This is a genomic window from Haladaptatus sp. DYF46 (assembly GCF_021083305.1).
GTDB lineage: Archaea > Halobacteriota > Halobacteria > Halobacteriales > Haladaptataceae > Haladaptatus.
Map to the genome: position 1 here is coordinate 65,389 of NZ_JAJFAY010000004.1, position 17,812 is coordinate 83,200.

The window sequence follows — 17,812 nt, forward strand, 5'->3', positions numbered from 1 at the left end:
ACGGGTTCGCTATGCAATCCATCGACGAGGTACACATCGCTCCGCTCGGGTTCGAGTACGACCGGATTTTGGGTCCCGTCAAGCAACACGGGGTCGATATCCTCTATCTCCTCGAACACGATGGACCGGCGTCGGAGCGACCCGACTATCACGAGGCGCTGAAAGAGGAACTCGAAGCGGAGGGTATCGAAGTCCGGTCGCGGACGGTCGATCTGATGGACATCTACGACGTGTTGGGGATCGTCACGACGCTCGTCTCCGAACACGAAGACGACATCGTTCGAGTGAACGTCGCGAGCGGGTCGAAACTCTCTGCGGTCGGTGCGGCGATCGCCTGCATGGCGACCGATGCGACGGCGTACTACGTCCATCCCGAGGGGTATGCACACGCGGACAGGGACGAACGCCAGAGCTACGGGTACGTCGGCGAGGAGGTGGTTCCGACGTATCCCATCGAATCGCCGACCCACGACCAAGTGTCGGTGATGAACTATCTCGAAGAGGCGAACACGGACGTGTACACGCCGAAGAAAAAGGACCTCATCGGCTACTCCGAGGACGAGGGCTTGTCGTACATCGCCGACAGCAATCCGGCGAACGACAAGGCGAAGTTCGCCCTGCTGAACGCGAACATCGTGGACCCACTCGAACGGGACGGCTATATCGAGGTACGAAAAGTCGGGCGACAGAAACAGGTGACGCTGACCGAGACGGGACACGACGTACTTCACGCGTTCCGGCACAAACTTTGACATCCTCCCCGCGCTAAAGCGCGAGGATTCCCCCGAGTTGGGATATTATGGTTCGCGGTTAACGACTTGTTCTCGCGGGGCGAACCGACCCTCGCTACAATCGAACAAGCGAACCGCAGGCTGTGCCAACCAGCCGTTATCCCTATCGCCGCCATCCGTGGCGAGATTCGGGAGTACTTTCTGTCTGATGTTCTCCGCACCATTACTATCGGCGTTCGCAACCAATCCACACTCACAGACGTACAAGCCTCGCTGAACGCGCTGGCGGTCGTCTGACCGACCGCACGCTGAACACGTTTTCGACGTGTTGCGCTCGGACTTCGTGACAACAGAGATGCCACGTTCTTCGGCCTTGTACTCAAGCATCGACGTGAAGCGGTCAAACGCCCATCCATGCAAGTCGAGATTGCCGTGCTTCCCCCAATTTCGTGAGTCGCCGTTCTCGTCCTCGCGGATGCCACCGAGGTCACCAACAACAATCGTCCCGACACCTCTTTTGGAACACTCGGATACGATATCCTTCGAGAGTGTATGCAAGAAGTGAGTCCGGCGGTCGGTACGCTTGGTGTCGAGACGGCGGGCTTCGCGTGACGCCGAATTGTCCGTCTTGGCGCGCTTTTTGGCGAAGTAGTATTCGTCCTCTTTGAGCGCGCCACCGGGATACAACACGGATTCATCACCGTACGAGACGGTGGCGAGGTTGCAGATGCCAAGGTCAATGCCTGCCACGCCATCACCGGGCGATTCGGCTTCGTCAATCGAGACGCGACAGACGAACTGCAACCGCCAGATGCCGTGTTCGTACACCGCACGAACTTGCTGAACGTTCTCGATAGTCCTCTCGGACGGGCCGATGGCATCGTATTCGCACAGAACGAAGTCCGACCAATCCTCTTTGAGGTTCTTGCCTTTCGAGAGACGGACTCGGTTGTTGTGCGTGTCGTGCTTGAAGCCAGCGGCTTTGAACGTGATCGTCGACCGTGGATGGTCGTCGTTGTGTTTGCGGTAGCCGGGCGGATTCGCGTTCGTGTCCCCGTTTCGGCGCTTGCCGTACCAGCTGTTGAACGCCTCACCGAGTTCTTGGAGAACTCGTTGACTAGACTGAGAATGGAGGTCGACGTAGCGTTCGTGGTTCTTGAGGTAGGCCATAAGCGCGTTAGCGTCGGGAATCTGGCCGCAGGCATCCCAGACTCGTTGGGCCGTCCATCGGCCAACGTTCCAGAGCTTGCTGGCGGCGAATCCAAACGAATCGAGGTCGTTGCGCACCTGCGAGTAGTTGCAGATACGGGCACGATAAGTTCGCGTAACGACCTGATTCGCCATACGTAACCTATGTCACCACAAATACTTATACTTGCGTAGTGTGGAGTGAAAGTGAAAGAATCCGTGGAATATCCGGCCCTGCTATCGTCGGCGGTTGCTGGGTACGTTGTCGGATTCATCCCGCCCTAAAGGGCGAGGCTTTCTCCCCAAATCTCCGTAAGGACCGAAATCGACCGACGGGAGGGGATAGTATTCTACGTAGATTCAGGAATGAGAGTCGAAATTGGATGGTGAGTATTGATAGTATGAAGAGTTGCAATACTATCGATAGTATTATAGTAGAACTGAATTACCCATTCCGTGTACGACTAAACGATGACGAAGTAGCGCCCCACCACCCCGATGGTCGTTCCCCTAACGGCCACGCTTCGGCCCTCCCCAACCGCCCCATGGCCGTCGGTTCCCGATGGCCACCCCCCTCCCCCCACGGTCGTTTTTCCGACGACCACGCTTCGGCCCTCAGCCGCCCCTGCTGCCCTCATGGCCTCCGGTGGGACGCGAACGTTCGTCATCTCTCCTCCATTCTTCCTCCACACCGTTCTGCAATCCGGTGATACCGAGAGGTTCGCGTGCACTCATGTCGAAACTGGCAAGGTATCGGAGACGTGCTATCGCCAAAATCGGGACGGTACGGATCAGCGGTTCATGCGGATATATTCCATCAGTCCGCGTATCGTCGCCTGTAAGTCGGCCTTGTCCACCGGCTTTTCGAGGATGGTCTGTGCGCCCCGGCTGACCGCCTTCTGTCGCATCGCGGGCGGAATCTGTGCGGCGAGGACGAGCATCGGGATGTCGCGGTCGTTGAGTTGCTCACAGCGCTTCCAGATGTCTTCAGTAAAGCCGTCGACGTCGAGGACGGCGAGCGCGACGTCGTCACGCTGGTGGACGAGTTCGTCGAACTCGTCCATACTGGTCGCTATCTCTACGTCGTAACCGCCGTTTTTGAGCAGGTCCGCGAGGAGTTCGAGGTTTCGTTCCCGCTTTCCCAGCGCGAGGATGAGCGCCGCCTCACCCATTATTCGGCTCCGACCGTCCCCGGGCCACTTCGGGAGACCCCGAGAGTACACCGTTGAGTTCGGTCAGGGGTTCGCCGACTTTGAGACCGTGTTCGGTTATCTCGAATTCGCGGAGCATTCGTTCGAAGTCGCTCGTCCGTTTTTTCAACACGCCGATGGCCTTGCGCATCTCGCCGGCAATTTCGAGATGCCGAAGGAAAACGATGTTGTCCGCCAGATAGCTGATACCCGCTTCGGTGGCTTGGAACTCGCCGGTTACGGTGTCGATCTCGTCCACCAGAATGGCGGTGATACCCATGTTCTTCAGGTAGCGACAGAGCGTGTGGAGTTTGCGGACCAACACGCGGTCATCGGTGTCGCGGAGCGACAGTTTGTAGCCGTCGATGCCGTCGATCATGACGATGCTGGCGTCGTTGTCCTCGACGTCCATTCGAACGCGGTGGGCGAACTCGGTCGCGGAGCAGTCGAGGGGCTTCATCTCCTCGATGGAGAGCGCTCCCTGTGCTTCCATCTGTTCGACCGGGATGTTGATCTTCCGGCTTCGCTCGCGGAACGTTTCGAGGGTTTCCTCGAACATGTACATGACCGAGCGTTCGCCGCGGCCCGCGGCCTCCTTCATGAACTGCGTTCCGACGGTGGTTTTGCCGACGCCCGTGGGGCCGCTCAGGATGGTGATGGTTCCGCGCTCGAAACCGCCGTTGAGGAGTTGATCCACCTCCGGGACGCCCGAGGAGATGGACTTCAGTTCGAACGGTTCCGAGTGTTCAGCGGGCGTGAGTTCGGGGAACACCACGATGCCACCGTCCTGAATACGCAAAGCGTGGTCGCCCTCGTTGACCGAGGACCCGCGAAACTTCGGCACGTTGATGGTCCGACCGTACGAGGAGTGTTCGAGTTCTATCGTCCCGTCGGTCATGTACTGCAGGTCGTCGTCCTACGACTCGTCGCTGTGCTGGGACGTGAAGAGGACCGTCGCGCCCTGCTCTTTCAGGTAGTGCATGAACGCGATGACCTGCTTTCGGAACTGATAGTCGTCCGAGGTCAAATGACGAAGTCGAGTGAGTGGGTCGATGAACACCCGGTCGGGGGCGATGGATTCGACCCGGTCGGTTATCGCCTGCGTGAGCGGTTCCTGTTCGACTTCGCTCGGCGTGAAGATGTCGTAGGACTGGTCGTCGACGAACACGTCCGAGTCCGGACTCAAATCGAGAAAGTGGACGTCCGAAAGGTCGATATCGAGGGTCGAAGCGTTGTCCCGGATGTCGTCTTCTGACTCCTCCAGATTGACGAACAGCACCGTCTCGTCCGACTCGGTACCAGCGGTGAGATACTTCATTCCGAGAATCGTCTTCCCCGTTCCCGGGTCACCGCGGAGGAGATAGCTCCGTTCAGCGATGAATCCCCCACGTAAAATCTCGTCGAGGCCCGATGTTCCGGTCGAAATTTTTGTCAGATTAGAACCACTCATGCACGCGTTGTCATAAGTAGCGATTCGGAGAGTATATTTCTATCGAATCGATTGACCCAAAATCGAACGGTAGGTGGTAGCTATACAAGGGTTTAAGAGGGACTCCCGAACGTTGGTAATTTATTCCGGCGACCTGTGGATCGAACGAGGATGTTCCGCGATTGTACTCAATCGTTGACACCAACGGCCGCGATGTACCCCGGCGACCCACAGGTAGAGCGCGTTCCGCACGCGACACACGAGGAGGACGGGTATCGCGTCACCCGACTCGAACTCGGAACCCACAGCGGGACCCACGTCGATGCACCCTACCACACCGAACCCGACGGCCGGACCCTCGATTCGTTTCCCGTCGAGACGTTCGCCTTCGACGCACTCCGCGTCGACGTGCGCGGAAAATCGCCGCGCGAACCGATCGGCGGAGGCGACTTACCGGACGCCACGGACGGCGACCTGCTCGTCTTCCACACCGGATGGGACGCTCACTGGGGAACCGACACCTACTTCGACCACCCGTATCTCACGGCCGACGCGGCGGCGTGGTGCGCCGACCACGACTATCACGTCGCCATCGACGCCCTCAACGTGGACCCCACGCCGACCGAGAACGCACGCGATGACGAACCCGACGGTGTGCCCGCCCACCACGAACTGCTCGGCACCGATCACCTCATCGTGGAGAACCTGACGAACCTCGACGGCCTTCCCCGACGGTTCCGGCTTTCGGCGTTCCCGCTGTCGGTGGAAAACGCCGACGGCGCGCCGGTCCGGGCGGTTGCGGAGTTCGGAGAATAGAAAGAACGGAGCGGAACCGCGACAAACTGGCGAACCGACAGGTTGAATTCCGTCAGAAAGTATCGGCACACATGGATACCGCCCTCCGAATCCGACTGGACCTTCTGGTCCTCTTATCGTTCGTCTGTGCCTCGTTTCTCGGGACCATTGCGGTCGGAGTGACGGGAGCGAAAGCGCTCGGCACGTCGATGTTCTTTTTCGGCGTGTGGGCCGTGTTTTCGTTCTTCCTCGTGCAATGGAGGGAGCTCCGCGACGAAGACGACGCGAACACCGAAGACGCGGAAATCGAGTAAGAGGAGGTGTTCGAAGGGGACGAGCCCTTTCAAACCGTTCGCGGCCGCTCGCCGGTCAGCCTTCCATTCCGCCGAACGAAAGCCCGCTCTCGATGTAGCGCTGGGCGAACAGATACACGAGGACGATGGGCGTCGCGAAGGTCAGGGCGAAGGCCGAAAAGCGCGCCCACGGCGTCGAATACTTCCCGACGAGGCTGTACAGGCCGACGGGAAGCGTGTACTTGCTCGTATCGAGCAGCAGCTGTGCGACGATGAACTCCGTCCATCCGGCGAGGAAACTGAAGACAAGGACCGTCGCCAGCCCCGCCTTCGACAGCGGGATAATGATTTCCCAGACGATGCGCCACGAGGGCGCGCCGTCCATCATCGCCGCCTCCTCGTATGACGTCGGAATGTTGTCCATGTAGGTCTTCAACAGCCACGTGTTGAACGGGACGGCCGTCGCGGCGTAGTAGGCCGCGAGCGCGAGTTTGCTGTTGTCGAGTCCGAACTGGACGAAGGTGGCGTACAGCGCGATGAGCGCCGCGACGCCGAGTCCGCCGCCGACCTGCGTGAACAGGACGTACAGATAGAGCACCTTCGACCGGAAGAGGAACTTCCGGCGCGAGAGCGCGTACGCCGCCGGAATCACTATCGCCATCGTGAGGATGACGGTGGGCACCGCGACGGTGAAACTGTTCCAGAGGAACAGCGGAAAGTCCGAACACCCGCCGAACCGAGCACAATCCACCGTGGTCGAGATGCCGGGCGTGTGCAGCGCGATTTGTTTCCCGAACAGGTGGACCGCGATGTCGTAGCCCGGAACCTCCATGCCGCCGAGGACCCACAGATACGCGTCGAACGAGGGTTGCTTCGGGAGGAGTCGGATGCCGCTCGTACTGTAGAGCGACCCGCCGGTCCCGGAGAGCGAAGCGAGGAATATCCAGTAGATGGGGAACAACAGCGCCCCGAGCATCACCAACGCGAGCGCGGTGGCGACGAGTTTCGCCGCCACGGTGCGCGCCGACACCTCGCCGGTTCGGAGGCCGACGACGGTGTACCTGACCGATTCGGCGGCGCGTCCGGGTGCGCCGAGCGCGTGCCGAGCGTCGTCCGCGAATCCGCCGAGGATACCGCCGCTCATTCGTTCACCCCCTCCGCGAGACGGCCGCGTTTGACGTTCAGGACCATGAAGCCGCTGATGACGATGAGCGTCGCGGTCATGATGGCCGCTCCCTTGCCGTACTTGTCGAAGCGGAACGCCTCACGGTAGCCGTACACGATGAGGAGTTCGTTCTGCCGAAGCGGTCCGCCCTTGTTCATCACGTAGGGGATGAGGAACTGCTGGAACGACGCCGCCGCGGTCAGAATCGAGGCGAAGAGAACGGGGCGCTTGATGGACGGAAGCGTGACGTGCAGGAATCGGTTCAGGAAGCCGGCACCGTCCACCATCGCCGCGTCGTGGAGTTCTTCGGGAACGTCCTGTAACGCGCTCACGATGATGATGACCATGAACGGGTAGGCCAACCACGCCTCGGTGACGTTGTAGGCCAGAAACGCGGTCCACCGCTGGTCGAGCCACAGAATCGGCTGGATGTGCAGACCCTTCAACACCTGATTCGCCAATCCGTACCGTGCGTTGCTGAAGATGCCGCGCCAGACGGTGATGGTGAAGATGGTGGGAAGCCCCATCGGGACGATGATGACCGAGCGCATGTAGCGCCGACCGATGACGTAGGGGTTGGTCAACACGAGCGCGATGCCGATGCTCAGCACGATTTTAAGCGACACGCTCGTGACGACGAACAGCCACGAGACCCCCATCGAGTTCCAAAAGCCCTCGTTGAGCGGGAGGGTGGTGCTGGTCCCGAAGAGGACCAGTTCGAAATGCGGCGCGCCGAACAGCACGTTCCCGTAGTTCTCGAAGCCGACGAACGAAAAACTGTCCGTGAACAGCGTCAGGTTCGTCGCGTCCGTCATGGACAGGTACACCGAGTAGAGGATGGGGTAGAACATGAACGCCGAGAACAGGAACAGCCCCGGCAGTATCAGCAACAGGGGCAGGTCGTCCCGGTCGAACACGGGGTTTTCCAGCGCTTGCGCGCCGCGTGTGAACGTCGAGCGAATACTCATTTCGACCTTATTCCCAGTTCTGCTCGATGGTCTTCTCCGCCGATTCGAACGCGGGCTTGGCGTCCTGCTTGCCCTTGAGCACCTTGAGGAAGGCATTTTTCACCGGGTCCCACACCTTGTTCATGTGCGGGGCGGTCGGCATGGGTTCGCCCATGGCGACGGATTCGGAGAAGCCTTTCACCGCCGCCGGGAGGTCGTCGCTTCCCGCGAGGTCCTTGTGAACCGGGATGAACCCGTGTTCTTTGGCGAGTTCGAGGAGGAGGTCGGTGTTCGTGGTGTGCCACTCGGTGAACTTCCGCCCGGCCTTCGCGTTCTTTCCGCCTTCGTTCATCTTCTTGGCGAAGTACCACATCTTGACGCCGGTGTACGGTTTCGGTTCGCCGCCCTTCGGCTTCGGCAACGGCGCGACGCCGACATCGAGTCCGGCGTCGCGAACGGTTCCGAGGTACCACGGGCCGTTGATGGCGAACGGCGCGTTGCCCTCGTTGAACACCGCGGCCTGTGGGTCGTACTTCTGGTCCCGCGGGGAGTACTTCGCCAGTTCGTCGCGCACGAAGCGGAAACCTTTGAGCGTCTCCGGTTTCGTGAGGCCGAGTTCGTCCTTTTTCTCGTCGTAGTAGAATCCGCCGAACGACTGGACGTAGCCGCTGATGAAGTAGGGATCGATGGGGAAGGAAAGGCCGTACTTCCCGTTGGATGGGTCGTGGTGTTCCTCCATGATCGACTGCATCTCGCTCACCGTTTCGGGTGGCTCGTCGACCAAATCTTTGTTGTACAGGAGCGCGACCGTTTCCGCGGCGTAGGGCAGGCCGAGCGTTTCGCCGTTGAACTGGACCGCCTGTGCCGCCGCGCTGGTGTACGTCGATTCGGGGTCGACGGAGAGGGTGTCGCTCTGATCGGAAAGGAGACCCGCCATCTGATACTCGCCGATCCAGTCGTGGGCCCACTGGAAGAGGTGTGGCCCCTTTCCGGCGGGGAGTTTGTTCTCGATGGTCTTCTGGAGGTCCGAGATTTCCGAGAGTTGTATCGAGTTGCCCGTCTCGTCCTGAAACGCCTTCACGTTCGCTTCGAGGCTCTTTTTCGGCCCCTCGGAGCGAGCGTGCCAGAGCTGTGCGGTCCCGCCGTTCATCCCGTCGTTACCGCCGTTGTCGCCGTCGTCAGCGTCGTTTCCGTCGCCGCCACCGCCGCCGTCGGACGTCTTCTCGCCGCCCGCGTCCTTCCCGTCGTCGCTGACGCTGATACAACCTGCAAGGGTGATTCCGGCCAGTGCGCCGCCTGCCTGTATGAATTTCCGCCGTGGGTACGACATTTGTTATCCGTTATGAAATATGACTTCACGTATTTAATCCTTAGGGATTTTCGTGTCGTTTTCCCATCGACATATTCGAGAAAACGGATGAGAAGGGAGAATTCACCGGTTGAGAAAGTGGTACGAAATATCCCGTCACAGATTTGGCTCGATGGGAAAGAACTTTACCGTGGTACGACACCACACGAGTAATGGCAAAGCTTCGACTGGAGTCCCTCAGAAAGGAGTTCGACCGCGGGAAGATCGTCGCGGTCGACGGCCTCGACCTCGACATCGAGGACGGCGAGTTCGTCACCCTCGTCGGCCCGTCCGGATGCGGGAAGACGACGACCCTCCGCATGATAGCCGGTCTGGAAAACGCCACCGACGGCCGAATTTACATCGGCGACGAGGACGTGACGAACGTTCACGCCAAGAACCGGGACGTGGCGATGGTGTTCCAGAACTACGCGCTCTACCCGCACAAGACGGTCGAGGAGAACATGGGCTTCGGCCTCCGGATGAGTACCGACCTCTCGAAGCAGGAGCGTCACGAACGGGTGTACGAGGCCGCCGAGATGATGGGAATCGAGGACCTGCTCTCGGACAAGCCGGACGAGTTATCCGGCGGGCAGAAACAGCGCGTCGCGCTCGGCCGCGCCATCGTCCGCGAACCGGACATCTTCCTCTTCGACGAACCGCTGTCGAACCTCGACGCCAAGTTGCGAACCACGATGCGCACCGAAATCCAGCGGATTCAGCAGGAACTCGGAATCACGTCGGTGTACGTCACGCACGACCAGGAGGAGGCGATGACGATGGGCGACCGAATCGTCATCCTGCGTGACGGCGAACTACAGCAGATGGGCGCGCCGACCGCCGTCTACGACCGACCGACGAACCGCTTCGTCGGCGGCTTCATCGGTTCGCCGAGCATGAACTTCATCGACGTTCGCGCGACTCGTGAGGGCGAGGACGTCGTTCTCACCGACGACGACGGTTCGTTTTCCTGCCGACTCTCCGCCGCGTTCGCCGACCGAATCGAGGACGTGGACGGGAAGTTCACCATCGGTATCCGCCCGGAGGACATCTTCCCGGCGAGCGAGGGGGGCACAAACGTCCTCACGACCACCGTGGAGGTCGTCGAACCCATCGGGAGCGACAACTACCTCTACCTCGACGCATCCGAGGACTTCATCGCGCGGGTCGACTCCGACGTGGAACCGGCACCCGGCGACACGATTCGGGTCACGTTTGCAGAGGACGACATCCACGTCTTCGACGGGGAGAGTGGGAGGGTCGTCGGCGAGACGGAAAAAGTGGCGGGCAGAGCGTCGGTCTGAAACCGGTTCGATTTTCGATTCAGTCGTCGGCGACTCGTTCCGCCGGTTGCAGCGCGTCCTGTTCGTGAAGCGACGCCACCGTCGCCAATCGAATCGCGTGGGGCCATCCGAGCGGCGTGGCGCTGTCGGCCGCGCCCGCGTCGAAGAACTGTTCCGGCAGATAGCCGCTGTCCGCACAGAGCGGTCCGTCCGGCAGCAGGAGCGAAAGGAGGTCACGGGAGCGGCGCGAGAACTCCTCGGCGCGGGGGTCGTCGCGCGCCGAAAGCAGAGCCGAGAGTTCGCTCGCGGCGTTGGCACCCCAGGCCGTCGAAACCGTCCAGATTTTCGGAGAGTTCTGTTCGCGGACCCGCCAGTCGTCGCTCTCGAATCGGGCGAGACCGCGAACGTGGCTTTCGTCCGGGTCGCGCCAGAGACCGTCGAGAACGGCCTCGGTGTGGGAGACGAGGCGGTCTACCTGTTCCGCGTCGAGGTCGACGACCGACGCGGCGGCGTTGTGTGCGGCGGCGAGCGCGAGCGCGCTGGAATCCCGTCGTTCGTCCCGGTCGCCGTCGACGAGTCGAAGGGCGTAGAACTCGCCCGTCCACAACTCGTCGAGGCCGTCGAGGACCGCGTTGGTTCCCTCCAGCGCGCGTTTTTTGAGGTCGTCTTCGACCGGCGCGCGCGCGAGTTCTGCGTACGCTTCGAGGTACGTCGCCGCGGTGTGGGCGAACCGACCGGTCATGTTCTCCCACGCGTTCTGGCAGTGAATCGGCAACCCGTCGGGTTTGAGCGTGTCGTCGAGGCCGTCGAGCGCCTCCCGAAGCGTCTCCCGAACCGCCGATTCGAGGTCCGAGTCGGGGTCACGCATTCGAAGGTACCGCGCGAGAAACGCGATGACGCTTCCCGTCTGGTCGGCCTGATAGTCCGCACCGTTTCCGACCTCGACGCGGGCGTTCGCCCATCCGGGCGCGATGGTCCCGTTTCGGGGCCAGACGCGGTGGGGCCACGTGCCGTCGTCGTGTTGGGTTTGACAGTAAAAATGCGCGCTACGGTCGTGCCAGTCCGACAGGGAGAGGTCGAAGTGGTCGTCGGCCGCGAGCAGGAATCCCGAGATTTCGGCGTCGTCACGGAACCACGTGTAGCCGTACCCGCCCGAGTAGCGGTAGAACGGGTCGAAATCCGGCCCGGCGATTCGCGCCCCGGTGTCCGCGGAGAGGAACGAAAGGATGCGCAAATCGTCCGTGACGGCGTCCACGGCCCGCGTATCGAGCGCCGCATCGAGGTTCCGTTCGGGAGACTGGTTCTCGGCGGCAGCGCGGAGCGCTTCGGACGAATCGTACGTCGACGCGAGTTCCCGAACGCGGGACAGCGCGTCATCGCGCGGCGTTTCGCCGTGATCGGCGAGCAGGGAAACCAGCGTCGCGCCGCCGTCGAGCGCGAGCGAAACGACGAGTTCGCCGCTCAGCCTGCTCTCCTCGTATCGCCCGGCATCGCCCACGGGTGGAACGTCCTGCGGGCGGTCCGAGAGGAGGGTTTCGAAGTTCGCGGGGACGAGACCGTCGATTCGGATCGGACGGGGTTCCGTGGCGAGGTAGTCGTGTTCCTCGGCGTGGAACACCTCGAACACATCGCCGTGGCGGAGTTGCCCGATTCTGTCGTCCCGTCCGTCCGGTGCGAACCCGAAGTAGGCGACGAGTTCGGCGTCATCGGGGAGGCACCCACTATCCGCCACGAAATGCGTTAGATGGGCCTCGGAGAGCGTCAAATCGTATTGTACTACCGACCAGTCGTCACCCTCGTGTTCAGTGACGACGAGGCCGGTTCCGCCGTGATACCGTTGTGTCGACTCGACGGCGTCGAACCAGTCGATTTTCCCATTCTGTCGAAGGCCGAATCGGGAGCGGTCGATGCCGTAGCGACCGCCGAGCGGGAGGGAGTAATCGCGGAGCGACCCGTGCGGGCCGACGTGGACGAGACGAGCGTCGAGACCGGAGAACCGTCCCGCCGTCGTCCGGCGTTCACCGGGGAAACGGGTCGCGTTCCCGCGGTGGCGTTTGAAGTCGAAAAGTGCGTCGCGGAGCGTCATCGGATAGGACCACGAGGAGGGGCGATAAAAGACTTGGTGAAATAATCCTTCACAGATTACCAAAAGAGCGCAAGATAGATACATCTCCCCTACGGCGTGGAAAACATGCACGATGTAGGTCCCCCACGGTTCACGACGGTCGGTGAGTCGGTGGAACTCGCGCCACGCGACCCCGTTCCGGATGCGAATTCGAAGTACGATTGGAACGTCGAAGAGCGACCCGAAGGAAGTTCCGCGGTCGCCGGAGACGGCTCGGTCATCCACTTCGCGCCCGACGCTCCGGGCGTCTATCGACTTCGACTCAACGCACCCGGCGGCACGTACGAACGGCTCGTTCGCGCGTTTCCCGACGTGCGCCGCACCGCGCGGTTCGAGTTGCCGCTGTCCGACCTCCCGATTCCGCACGAGGAGGTGGAGACCATCTGCGTCATGGGGCCGTTCAACGAGCAACTCGTGGGGAAAGACCGGCCGACCTACGAGGACGGCGCGTACGTGTACGAAACGAAGCTTCCGCCCGGAGAACACCCCTACGGGTTCCTGCTGAACGACGACCTCACCGAGCAGGTTCAGGGAACGCTCACGGTTTCGGGACCGGGACGGCCCAGAGTCAAACTCGACGCGGAGCGAGGGCCCGAAGCCGTCGTCGTCACGGCCGACGCGAAGTCGGCACCCGACAGCGAGTTTGCGGACGGCGAACTCGCCGTGGAGTTCTATGCCGACGACGAACCGCTCGGTCACGTCGGCGAACACGAACGAACCGTTCGAATCCCACGCGACGAAATGGGCGATGGAGTTCGGTTACACGCAGTCGCGGTCGGCGAGCGCCACAGCGTCGCCGATCGCGTGGAGATCCGCGGGTACGACGAGCGCGTAAACGAGGCGGAAAGCGAGCACGTGAGTGAGACGGGAACCGCGAGCGCGAGCGCGAACGCGAACGGTTCCGAGCGAAGCGAGGAGGTGCGAGCGCGAGTCCACCATCCGAACGACCCGCCGGAGTGGGCGGAATCGCCGACGGTGTACGAGATTTTCGTCCGGTCGTTCGCGGGGGAGACGGTCGATACCACGTTTTCGGAACTGGAGCGCCGGATTCCGTATCTCGAATGGCTCGGGACGGACTGCGTGTGGTTGACGCCTATTTTGGGGAGTCCGACCGACCACGGCTATCACACGACGAACTACTTCGAGACGGCCGAGGACCTCGGCACGCGCGCCGAGTTCGAATCCTTCGTCGCCGCCTGCCACGACGACGGGATTCGCGTCGTCTTCGACCTCGTGATCAACCACTCCTCGCGCGACCACCCGGCGTTCCAGATGAGCGCGGCGGGAGTGCCCGAGTACCGCGATTGGTACGTCTGGGAGGACGACGGGGAAACGGGAGAGGCGAAAGCCCAGCGCTACTTCGACTGGGAACGGATACCGAACTTCAACTTCGATTCGCTTGCGGTCCGTCGGTTCCTCCTCGACGTGGTGGACGAGTGGGCGGGCCTCGTGGACGGGTTCCGATGCGACGTGGCGTGGGGCGTCCCGCACGAGTTCTGGAAGGAAGTCGCCGACCGCGTTCCGGACGATTTCCTGCTCCTCGACGAGACGATTCCGCGCGACCCGGACTACCACGAGGGCGAGTTCACGATGCACTACGACACCACGCTGTACGGCACTCTGCGCGAAATCGGAAGCGGGGAGAAGCCTGCGTCCGCCGTCTTGGACGCGCTGGAGGACGCGGCGCACGTCGGATTCCCCGACAACGCGGTTCACCTCAGATACGTGGAGAACCACGACGAACCGCGCTACCGCGAGGAGTGCGGTCAAGCGGCGCTCAAAGCCGCGACGGCGGCGACGTTCACGCTCCCCGGCGCGCCGATGATATACTACGGACAGGAACGCGGCATGACCGAGTACAGAGGAACGATGGAGTGGGACGACGGCGACGACGAGTTGACGGCGTTCCATCGCTCGCTCAGCGCCGCACGCGAGGAGTATCCCGTCCTCCGCGACGGGACGGTCGAACGGGTCGAATGGGAGAGCGATTCGTCGGACGTCGTGGCGTTCGCCCGCGAAACGGACTCCGAACGTGTCGTCGTGGCGCTGAACTTCTCGGAGCGGGCAGAAGCGGTACGAATCGGCGAGCGAACCGGGACGGCGGACCTCGTGACGGGTGAGGCAGTTCCGACCGTGACGCGGGATGGTGGCGGGACGGCCATCGGAACCGAACTCCTCGTTTCGGACGTCGTCGTGGTTCGAATCACCGAGGAAAGTAAATAGGCACCCGATAAATCATGAGTCAGGAAATGGACGACCGCACGCTCTCAGGACTGCTCCGTCAGTTCGGACTCTCGGAGAAGGAAGTCGATACGTATCTCGCGATTCTCGAACAGGGCGAGGCCAAAGCAAGCACCATCGCCGACGATGCCGGGGTGTCGAAGCGGTACGTCTACAGCACCAGCGAGAAGTTGGCGGAACGCGGGTTCGTGGAGGTCGACGACCACGTCGTTCCGACGATGATTCGGGCGAACCCGCCGGAGCGGGTCATCGGCACGCTCGCGGACCGAGTGGAGACCATGCGACCGGCGCTGGACGAACGCTACTCGGCGACGACCAGCGAACCCGACCAGTTCGAGGTCATCAAATCCCGCGTCACCGTCATCAAACGGATTCAGAACAGGCTCGCCGCGGCGAACGAGGAAGTGACGCTGTCGATACCGTACGATCACCTCCCCGAAGTCGCGAGCGAACTCGAAAGCGCAGTCGAGCGGGGGGTACTGGTCTTGCTCGTCCTGAGCGGCGTCCACAAAGACGACGTGGACGGGTCGGAGTTCGAGGGACTCGCCAGCACGGTCCGCGTGTGGCGCGAACCGATGCCGACGACGCTCACGGTGGACAAACAGTTCGGCCTCGTCTCTCCGACGGAGATGATAGTCCGGTCGAACAGCGACAAGCAGGCAATCACGTTCGCACAGGAACAACTCGTCCCGGTCCTCGTCGGGTCGTTCTTCGGCAACTACTGGCCGATGGCGAACGAGGTGTACGCGGCCGAACCGGTGGCGCTGCCGAAGACGTTCGACGACTTTCGCTCCGCGGTGTTGCAGGCGACGCTCCACCTCAGGGAAGGAAACGAGATTCTCGCACGCGTACGAGGCCGACCCGTCGGCGGGGAGGCGGACCCCACGACGGTCGAAGGAAGTATCATCGACGTTCGACAGTCGCTGCTCGAACCGGCGTCCAACGCGTTCCCGGTCGAAGCGGCCCTCGTCCTCGAAACCGAGGACGGCGAGGTGACGGTCGGCGGAAGCGGGTCGTTCGTCGAGGATTTCGAAGCCGAGAACGTGACGCTCGAACTCGCTCAGTAACGGTCGATGTGTCGTTCGAGGAGGCTCCGATTCTTTCGGTTCGCCTTCCATGTCGCGTCGAAAATCGAACCGAGGACGGGCACCGACCCGCCGAAGGTGTCGATCGCGACGTTCGCGAGCATTCGCGCGAGGACGTGACGCGGGACCTCCATTCGATAGGCTTCGAACGCGATGTACAGCGAGATGAGCGCGGACGCGAGGTCACCGCCGACGGGAAGCAAACCGAGAATCGGATCCAATCCGACGCGGAAATTCGTTCCCGGAACGCGAAACGCCTCGTCGAGGAGGTGGCTCACTTTCCGAACCCGCTGCATGGATTTTCGCTTGTGACGGGGGAGTTCTTCAGGGAAGTTGGGGGGGTTCATCGGGATATATCAGGGGCTTTCCCCGGTTATGTGTTCCGGCAGTCGGGTTTACCTAGCCAGTTCATTTAGGGAAATCACCCACGTCAGGGAGAACCATGCGCGAGGTCGAAATCACGTCGATACATCGAATGACGCCACGGGTAAAACAGTTCGAACTCGTCGCGGACGAGACGTTCGAGTACGAACCCGGCCAACACACCCAACTTCACTTCGAACGCGATGGCGACGGAGAAGGAGATCAGAACGATGGAGAAGAGAGCGAAGACGAGGAAGTCGTTCGTCCGTACACGGCGACCGGATTGCCGGGAACGGACAGTATCACGCTGGCGATAAAGCGCTACGACGACGGGACCGCCTCGGTGTACATGCACGAACGCGACCCCGGAGACATCATCGAAATCGAGGAGTTGGACGGCAACCTCTACCTCCGTGACCTCGATACCGACGTCGCTTTCGTCTCCACCGGGACCGGAATTACCCCCATGATGTCGATGGTGAAACAGTACCTTCGGGACGGAAACGGTCGCGCCACCTTCCTCTACGGGGAGAAATCACAGGAGGACGTGATGTATCGCGAGACGTTGGACCAACTCGAAGCCGAACACGACGACCTGCGGGTGGTTTACTCGCTTTCCGACGAGGACTGGAGCGGCCGAACGGGCCACGTCCAAGAACACGTCGAGGACGTCGTTCCCGACCCCGAAGGGACGGATTTCTACTGCTGTGGCGTTCCCGGCATGGTCGTCGAAACGGAGGAGAGGCTGACCGATATCGGTGTCCCCGAAGAGCAGATACACAGCGAAGGATGGGAGGAAGACGAGGTTTCAGAAGAGTGAAATCCAGCGGGGAAGAGTCACGGTAACCACCACGTTCCGAAACATCCAATCGAACTGGATGAGAGACGGGAGACATGGACACTCCGCGCATCACGGTGTGGAACGAATTCCGGCACGAACGCGAGGACAAAGCGAGCGAGGACTGCTATCCCGACGGCATTCACGCGGTGCTCGCCGAAGCCTTCGAGGAGCAGGGTTTCGAAGTCGAAACGGCGACGCTCGACGAACCCGAACACGGCCTGACGGAGGAGGTGCTTGCGGAGACGGACGTGCTTACGTGGTGGGGCCATATGGCACACGACGAAGTGGCTGACGAAGTCGTCGAACGAGTACACCAGCACGTCCTCGACGGGATGGGCCTCCTGGTTCTACATTCGGGGCACTTCTCAAAAATCTTCAAGCGGTTGATGGGGACGAGTTGTGACCTGAAGTGGCGGGAAGACGGCGAGCGAGAGCGGTTGTGGGTCGTCGAACCGAGTCACCCCATCGCGGAGGGGATCGACGAACAGGTCGTCGTTCCGGAAGCGGAGATGTACGGCGAGCGGTTCGACGTTCCAGCGCCCGACGAACTCGTCTTCGTCAGTTGGTTCGAAGGGGGCGAAGTGTTCCGGAGCGGGTGTTGTTACCGTCGAGGGTCGGGAAGGATCTTCTACTTCCGTCCCGGCCACGAGACGTACCCGATTTATCGCCAACAGGAAATCCGACGGATTCTGGGCAACGCCGTCGAGTGGGCTTCGTCCGGAAACGGACCGCGGCCCGATTTTGGAAACGTTCCGGAATCGCCCGAGCAGCAGTAACGCCGTCCACGG

18 protein-coding genes are annotated in these 17,812 nt (G+C 61.6%); 8 read left to right on the top strand and 10 right to left on the bottom strand.

Annotation, left to right across the window (positions count from 1 at the left end):
- The first annotated feature begins 11 nt into the window (after positions 1–11).
- Positions 12–752, top strand: a complete 741-nt coding sequence (locus LJF34_RS18360; protein ID WP_231186767.1) for a DUF6293 family protein — start codon at positions 12–14, stop codon at positions 750–752.
- A 45-nt stretch (positions 753–797) separates the two neighbouring features.
- Here LJF34_RS18360 and LJF34_RS18365 read toward each other — a convergent pair whose 3' ends face one another.
- The 5 genes from LJF34_RS18365 to LJF34_RS18385 form a co-directional block, all read right to left on the bottom strand.
- Entirely contained in the window at positions 798–2,075 is a 1,278-nt protein-coding gene (locus LJF34_RS18365; RefSeq protein WP_231186768.1) for a transposase, read from the bottom strand.
- Between the two features lie 308 nt (positions 2,076–2,383).
- Entirely contained in the window at positions 2,384–2,557 is a 174-nt protein-coding gene (locus LJF34_RS18370) for a hypothetical protein (RefSeq protein WP_231186769.1), read from the bottom strand.
- A gap of 153 nt (positions 2,558–2,710) precedes the next feature.
- A complete protein-coding gene (locus LJF34_RS18375; protein ID WP_231186770.1) occupies positions 2,711–3,091 on the bottom strand; it encodes a response regulator in 381 nt (126 codons plus the stop codon).
- Positions 3,084–4,007, bottom strand: a complete 924-nt coding sequence (locus LJF34_RS18380; protein ID WP_231186771.1) for an ATPase domain-containing protein — start codon at positions 4,005–4,007, stop codon at positions 3,084–3,086. The genes LJF34_RS18375 and LJF34_RS18380 overlap by 8 nt, the downstream gene beginning before the upstream one ends.
- An 18-nt stretch (positions 4,008–4,025) precedes the next feature.
- Positions 4,026–4,559, bottom strand: coding sequence for an ATPase domain-containing protein (locus LJF34_RS18385; RefSeq protein ID WP_231186772.1), 534 nt, complete (start codon positions 4,557–4,559; stop codon positions 4,026–4,028).
- A 150-nt stretch (positions 4,560–4,709) separates the two neighbouring features.
- Between LJF34_RS18385 and LJF34_RS18390 the strand changes: the two genes are divergently transcribed.
- Together LJF34_RS18390 and LJF34_RS18395 are read left to right on the top strand one after the other, a co-directional pair.
- Complete coding sequence (locus LJF34_RS18390) at positions 4,710–5,354, top strand: cyclase family protein (RefSeq protein ID WP_231186773.1); 645 nt, start codon at positions 4,710–4,712, stop codon at positions 5,352–5,354.
- Between the two features lie 71 nt (positions 5,355–5,425).
- Complete coding sequence (locus LJF34_RS18395; protein ID WP_231186774.1) at positions 5,426–5,647, top strand: hypothetical protein; 222 nt, start codon at positions 5,426–5,428, stop codon at positions 5,645–5,647.
- A gap of 55 nt (positions 5,648–5,702) precedes the next feature.
- Here LJF34_RS18395 and LJF34_RS18400 read toward each other — a convergent pair whose 3' ends face one another.
- From LJF34_RS18400 to LJF34_RS18410, 3 genes are read right to left on the bottom strand one after another with little or no spacing between them, the layout of a single operon-like run.
- The gene (locus LJF34_RS18400) at positions 5,703–6,770 is read right to left on the bottom strand and encodes an ABC transporter permease subunit (RefSeq protein ID WP_231186775.1); all 1,068 of its coding nucleotides are present in this window, start codon (positions 6,768–6,770) and stop codon (positions 5,703–5,705) included.
- Complete coding sequence (locus LJF34_RS18405; RefSeq protein WP_231186776.1) at positions 6,767–7,759, bottom strand: sugar ABC transporter permease; 993 nt, start codon at positions 7,757–7,759, stop codon at positions 6,767–6,769. Before LJF34_RS18405 ends, LJF34_RS18400 begins: the two co-directional genes overlap by 4 nt.
- Positions 7,760–7,766: 7 nt before the next feature.
- Positions 7,767–9,068, bottom strand: coding sequence for an extracellular solute-binding protein (locus LJF34_RS18410; protein ID WP_231186777.1), 1,302 nt, complete (start codon positions 9,066–9,068; stop codon positions 7,767–7,769).
- Positions 9,069–9,259: 191 nt separating this feature from the next.
- Between LJF34_RS18410 and LJF34_RS18415 the strand changes: the two genes are divergently transcribed.
- Entirely contained in the window at positions 9,260–10,390 is a 1,131-nt protein-coding gene (locus tag LJF34_RS18415) for an ABC transporter ATP-binding protein (RefSeq protein WP_231186778.1), read from the top strand.
- Positions 10,391–10,409: 19 nt separating this feature from the next.
- Here LJF34_RS18415 and LJF34_RS18420 read toward each other — a convergent pair whose 3' ends face one another.
- A complete protein-coding gene (locus LJF34_RS18420) occupies positions 10,410–12,455 on the bottom strand; it encodes a glycoside hydrolase family 15 protein (RefSeq protein WP_231186779.1) in 2,046 nt (681 codons plus the stop codon).
- Between the two features lie 105 nt (positions 12,456–12,560).
- Between LJF34_RS18420 and LJF34_RS18425 the strand changes: the two genes are divergently transcribed.
- Both LJF34_RS18425 and LJF34_RS18430 read left to right on the top strand, forming a co-directional pair.
- Positions 12,561–14,717 carry an alpha-amylase family glycosyl hydrolase gene (locus LJF34_RS18425; protein ID WP_231186780.1) on the top strand — a complete coding sequence of 719 codons (2,157 nt, stop codon included), beginning with the start codon at positions 12,561–12,563 and terminating at the stop codon, positions 14,715–14,717.
- Positions 14,718–14,743: 26 nt separating this feature from the next.
- Positions 14,744–15,802: a TrmB family transcriptional regulator sugar-binding domain-containing protein gene (locus LJF34_RS18430; RefSeq protein ID WP_231187234.1), complete on the top strand. Its 1,059-nt coding sequence runs from the start codon at positions 14,744–14,746 to the stop codon at positions 15,800–15,802.
- On the opposite strand, the gene LJF34_RS18435 is transcribed toward LJF34_RS18430, so the two are convergent.
- Complete coding sequence (locus LJF34_RS18435) at positions 15,796–16,167, bottom strand: DUF4112 domain-containing protein (RefSeq protein ID WP_231186781.1); 372 nt, start codon at positions 16,165–16,167, stop codon at positions 15,796–15,798. The genes LJF34_RS18430 and LJF34_RS18435 overlap by 7 nt on opposite strands.
- Before the next feature lie 95 nt (positions 16,168–16,262).
- On the opposite strand from LJF34_RS18435, the gene LJF34_RS18440 reads away from it, so the two are divergent.
- On the top strand, positions 16,263–17,003 hold the full coding sequence (locus LJF34_RS18440; RefSeq protein ID WP_231186782.1) for a phenol hydroxylase: 741 nt from the start codon (positions 16,263–16,265) through the stop codon (positions 17,001–17,003).
- 74 nt (positions 17,004–17,077) lie between these two features.
- Positions 17,078–17,800 carry a ThuA domain-containing protein gene (locus LJF34_RS18445; protein WP_231186783.1) on the top strand — a complete coding sequence of 241 codons (723 nt, stop codon included), beginning with the start codon at positions 17,078–17,080 and terminating at the stop codon, positions 17,798–17,800.
- Positions 17,801–17,812: the final 12 nt, after the last annotated feature.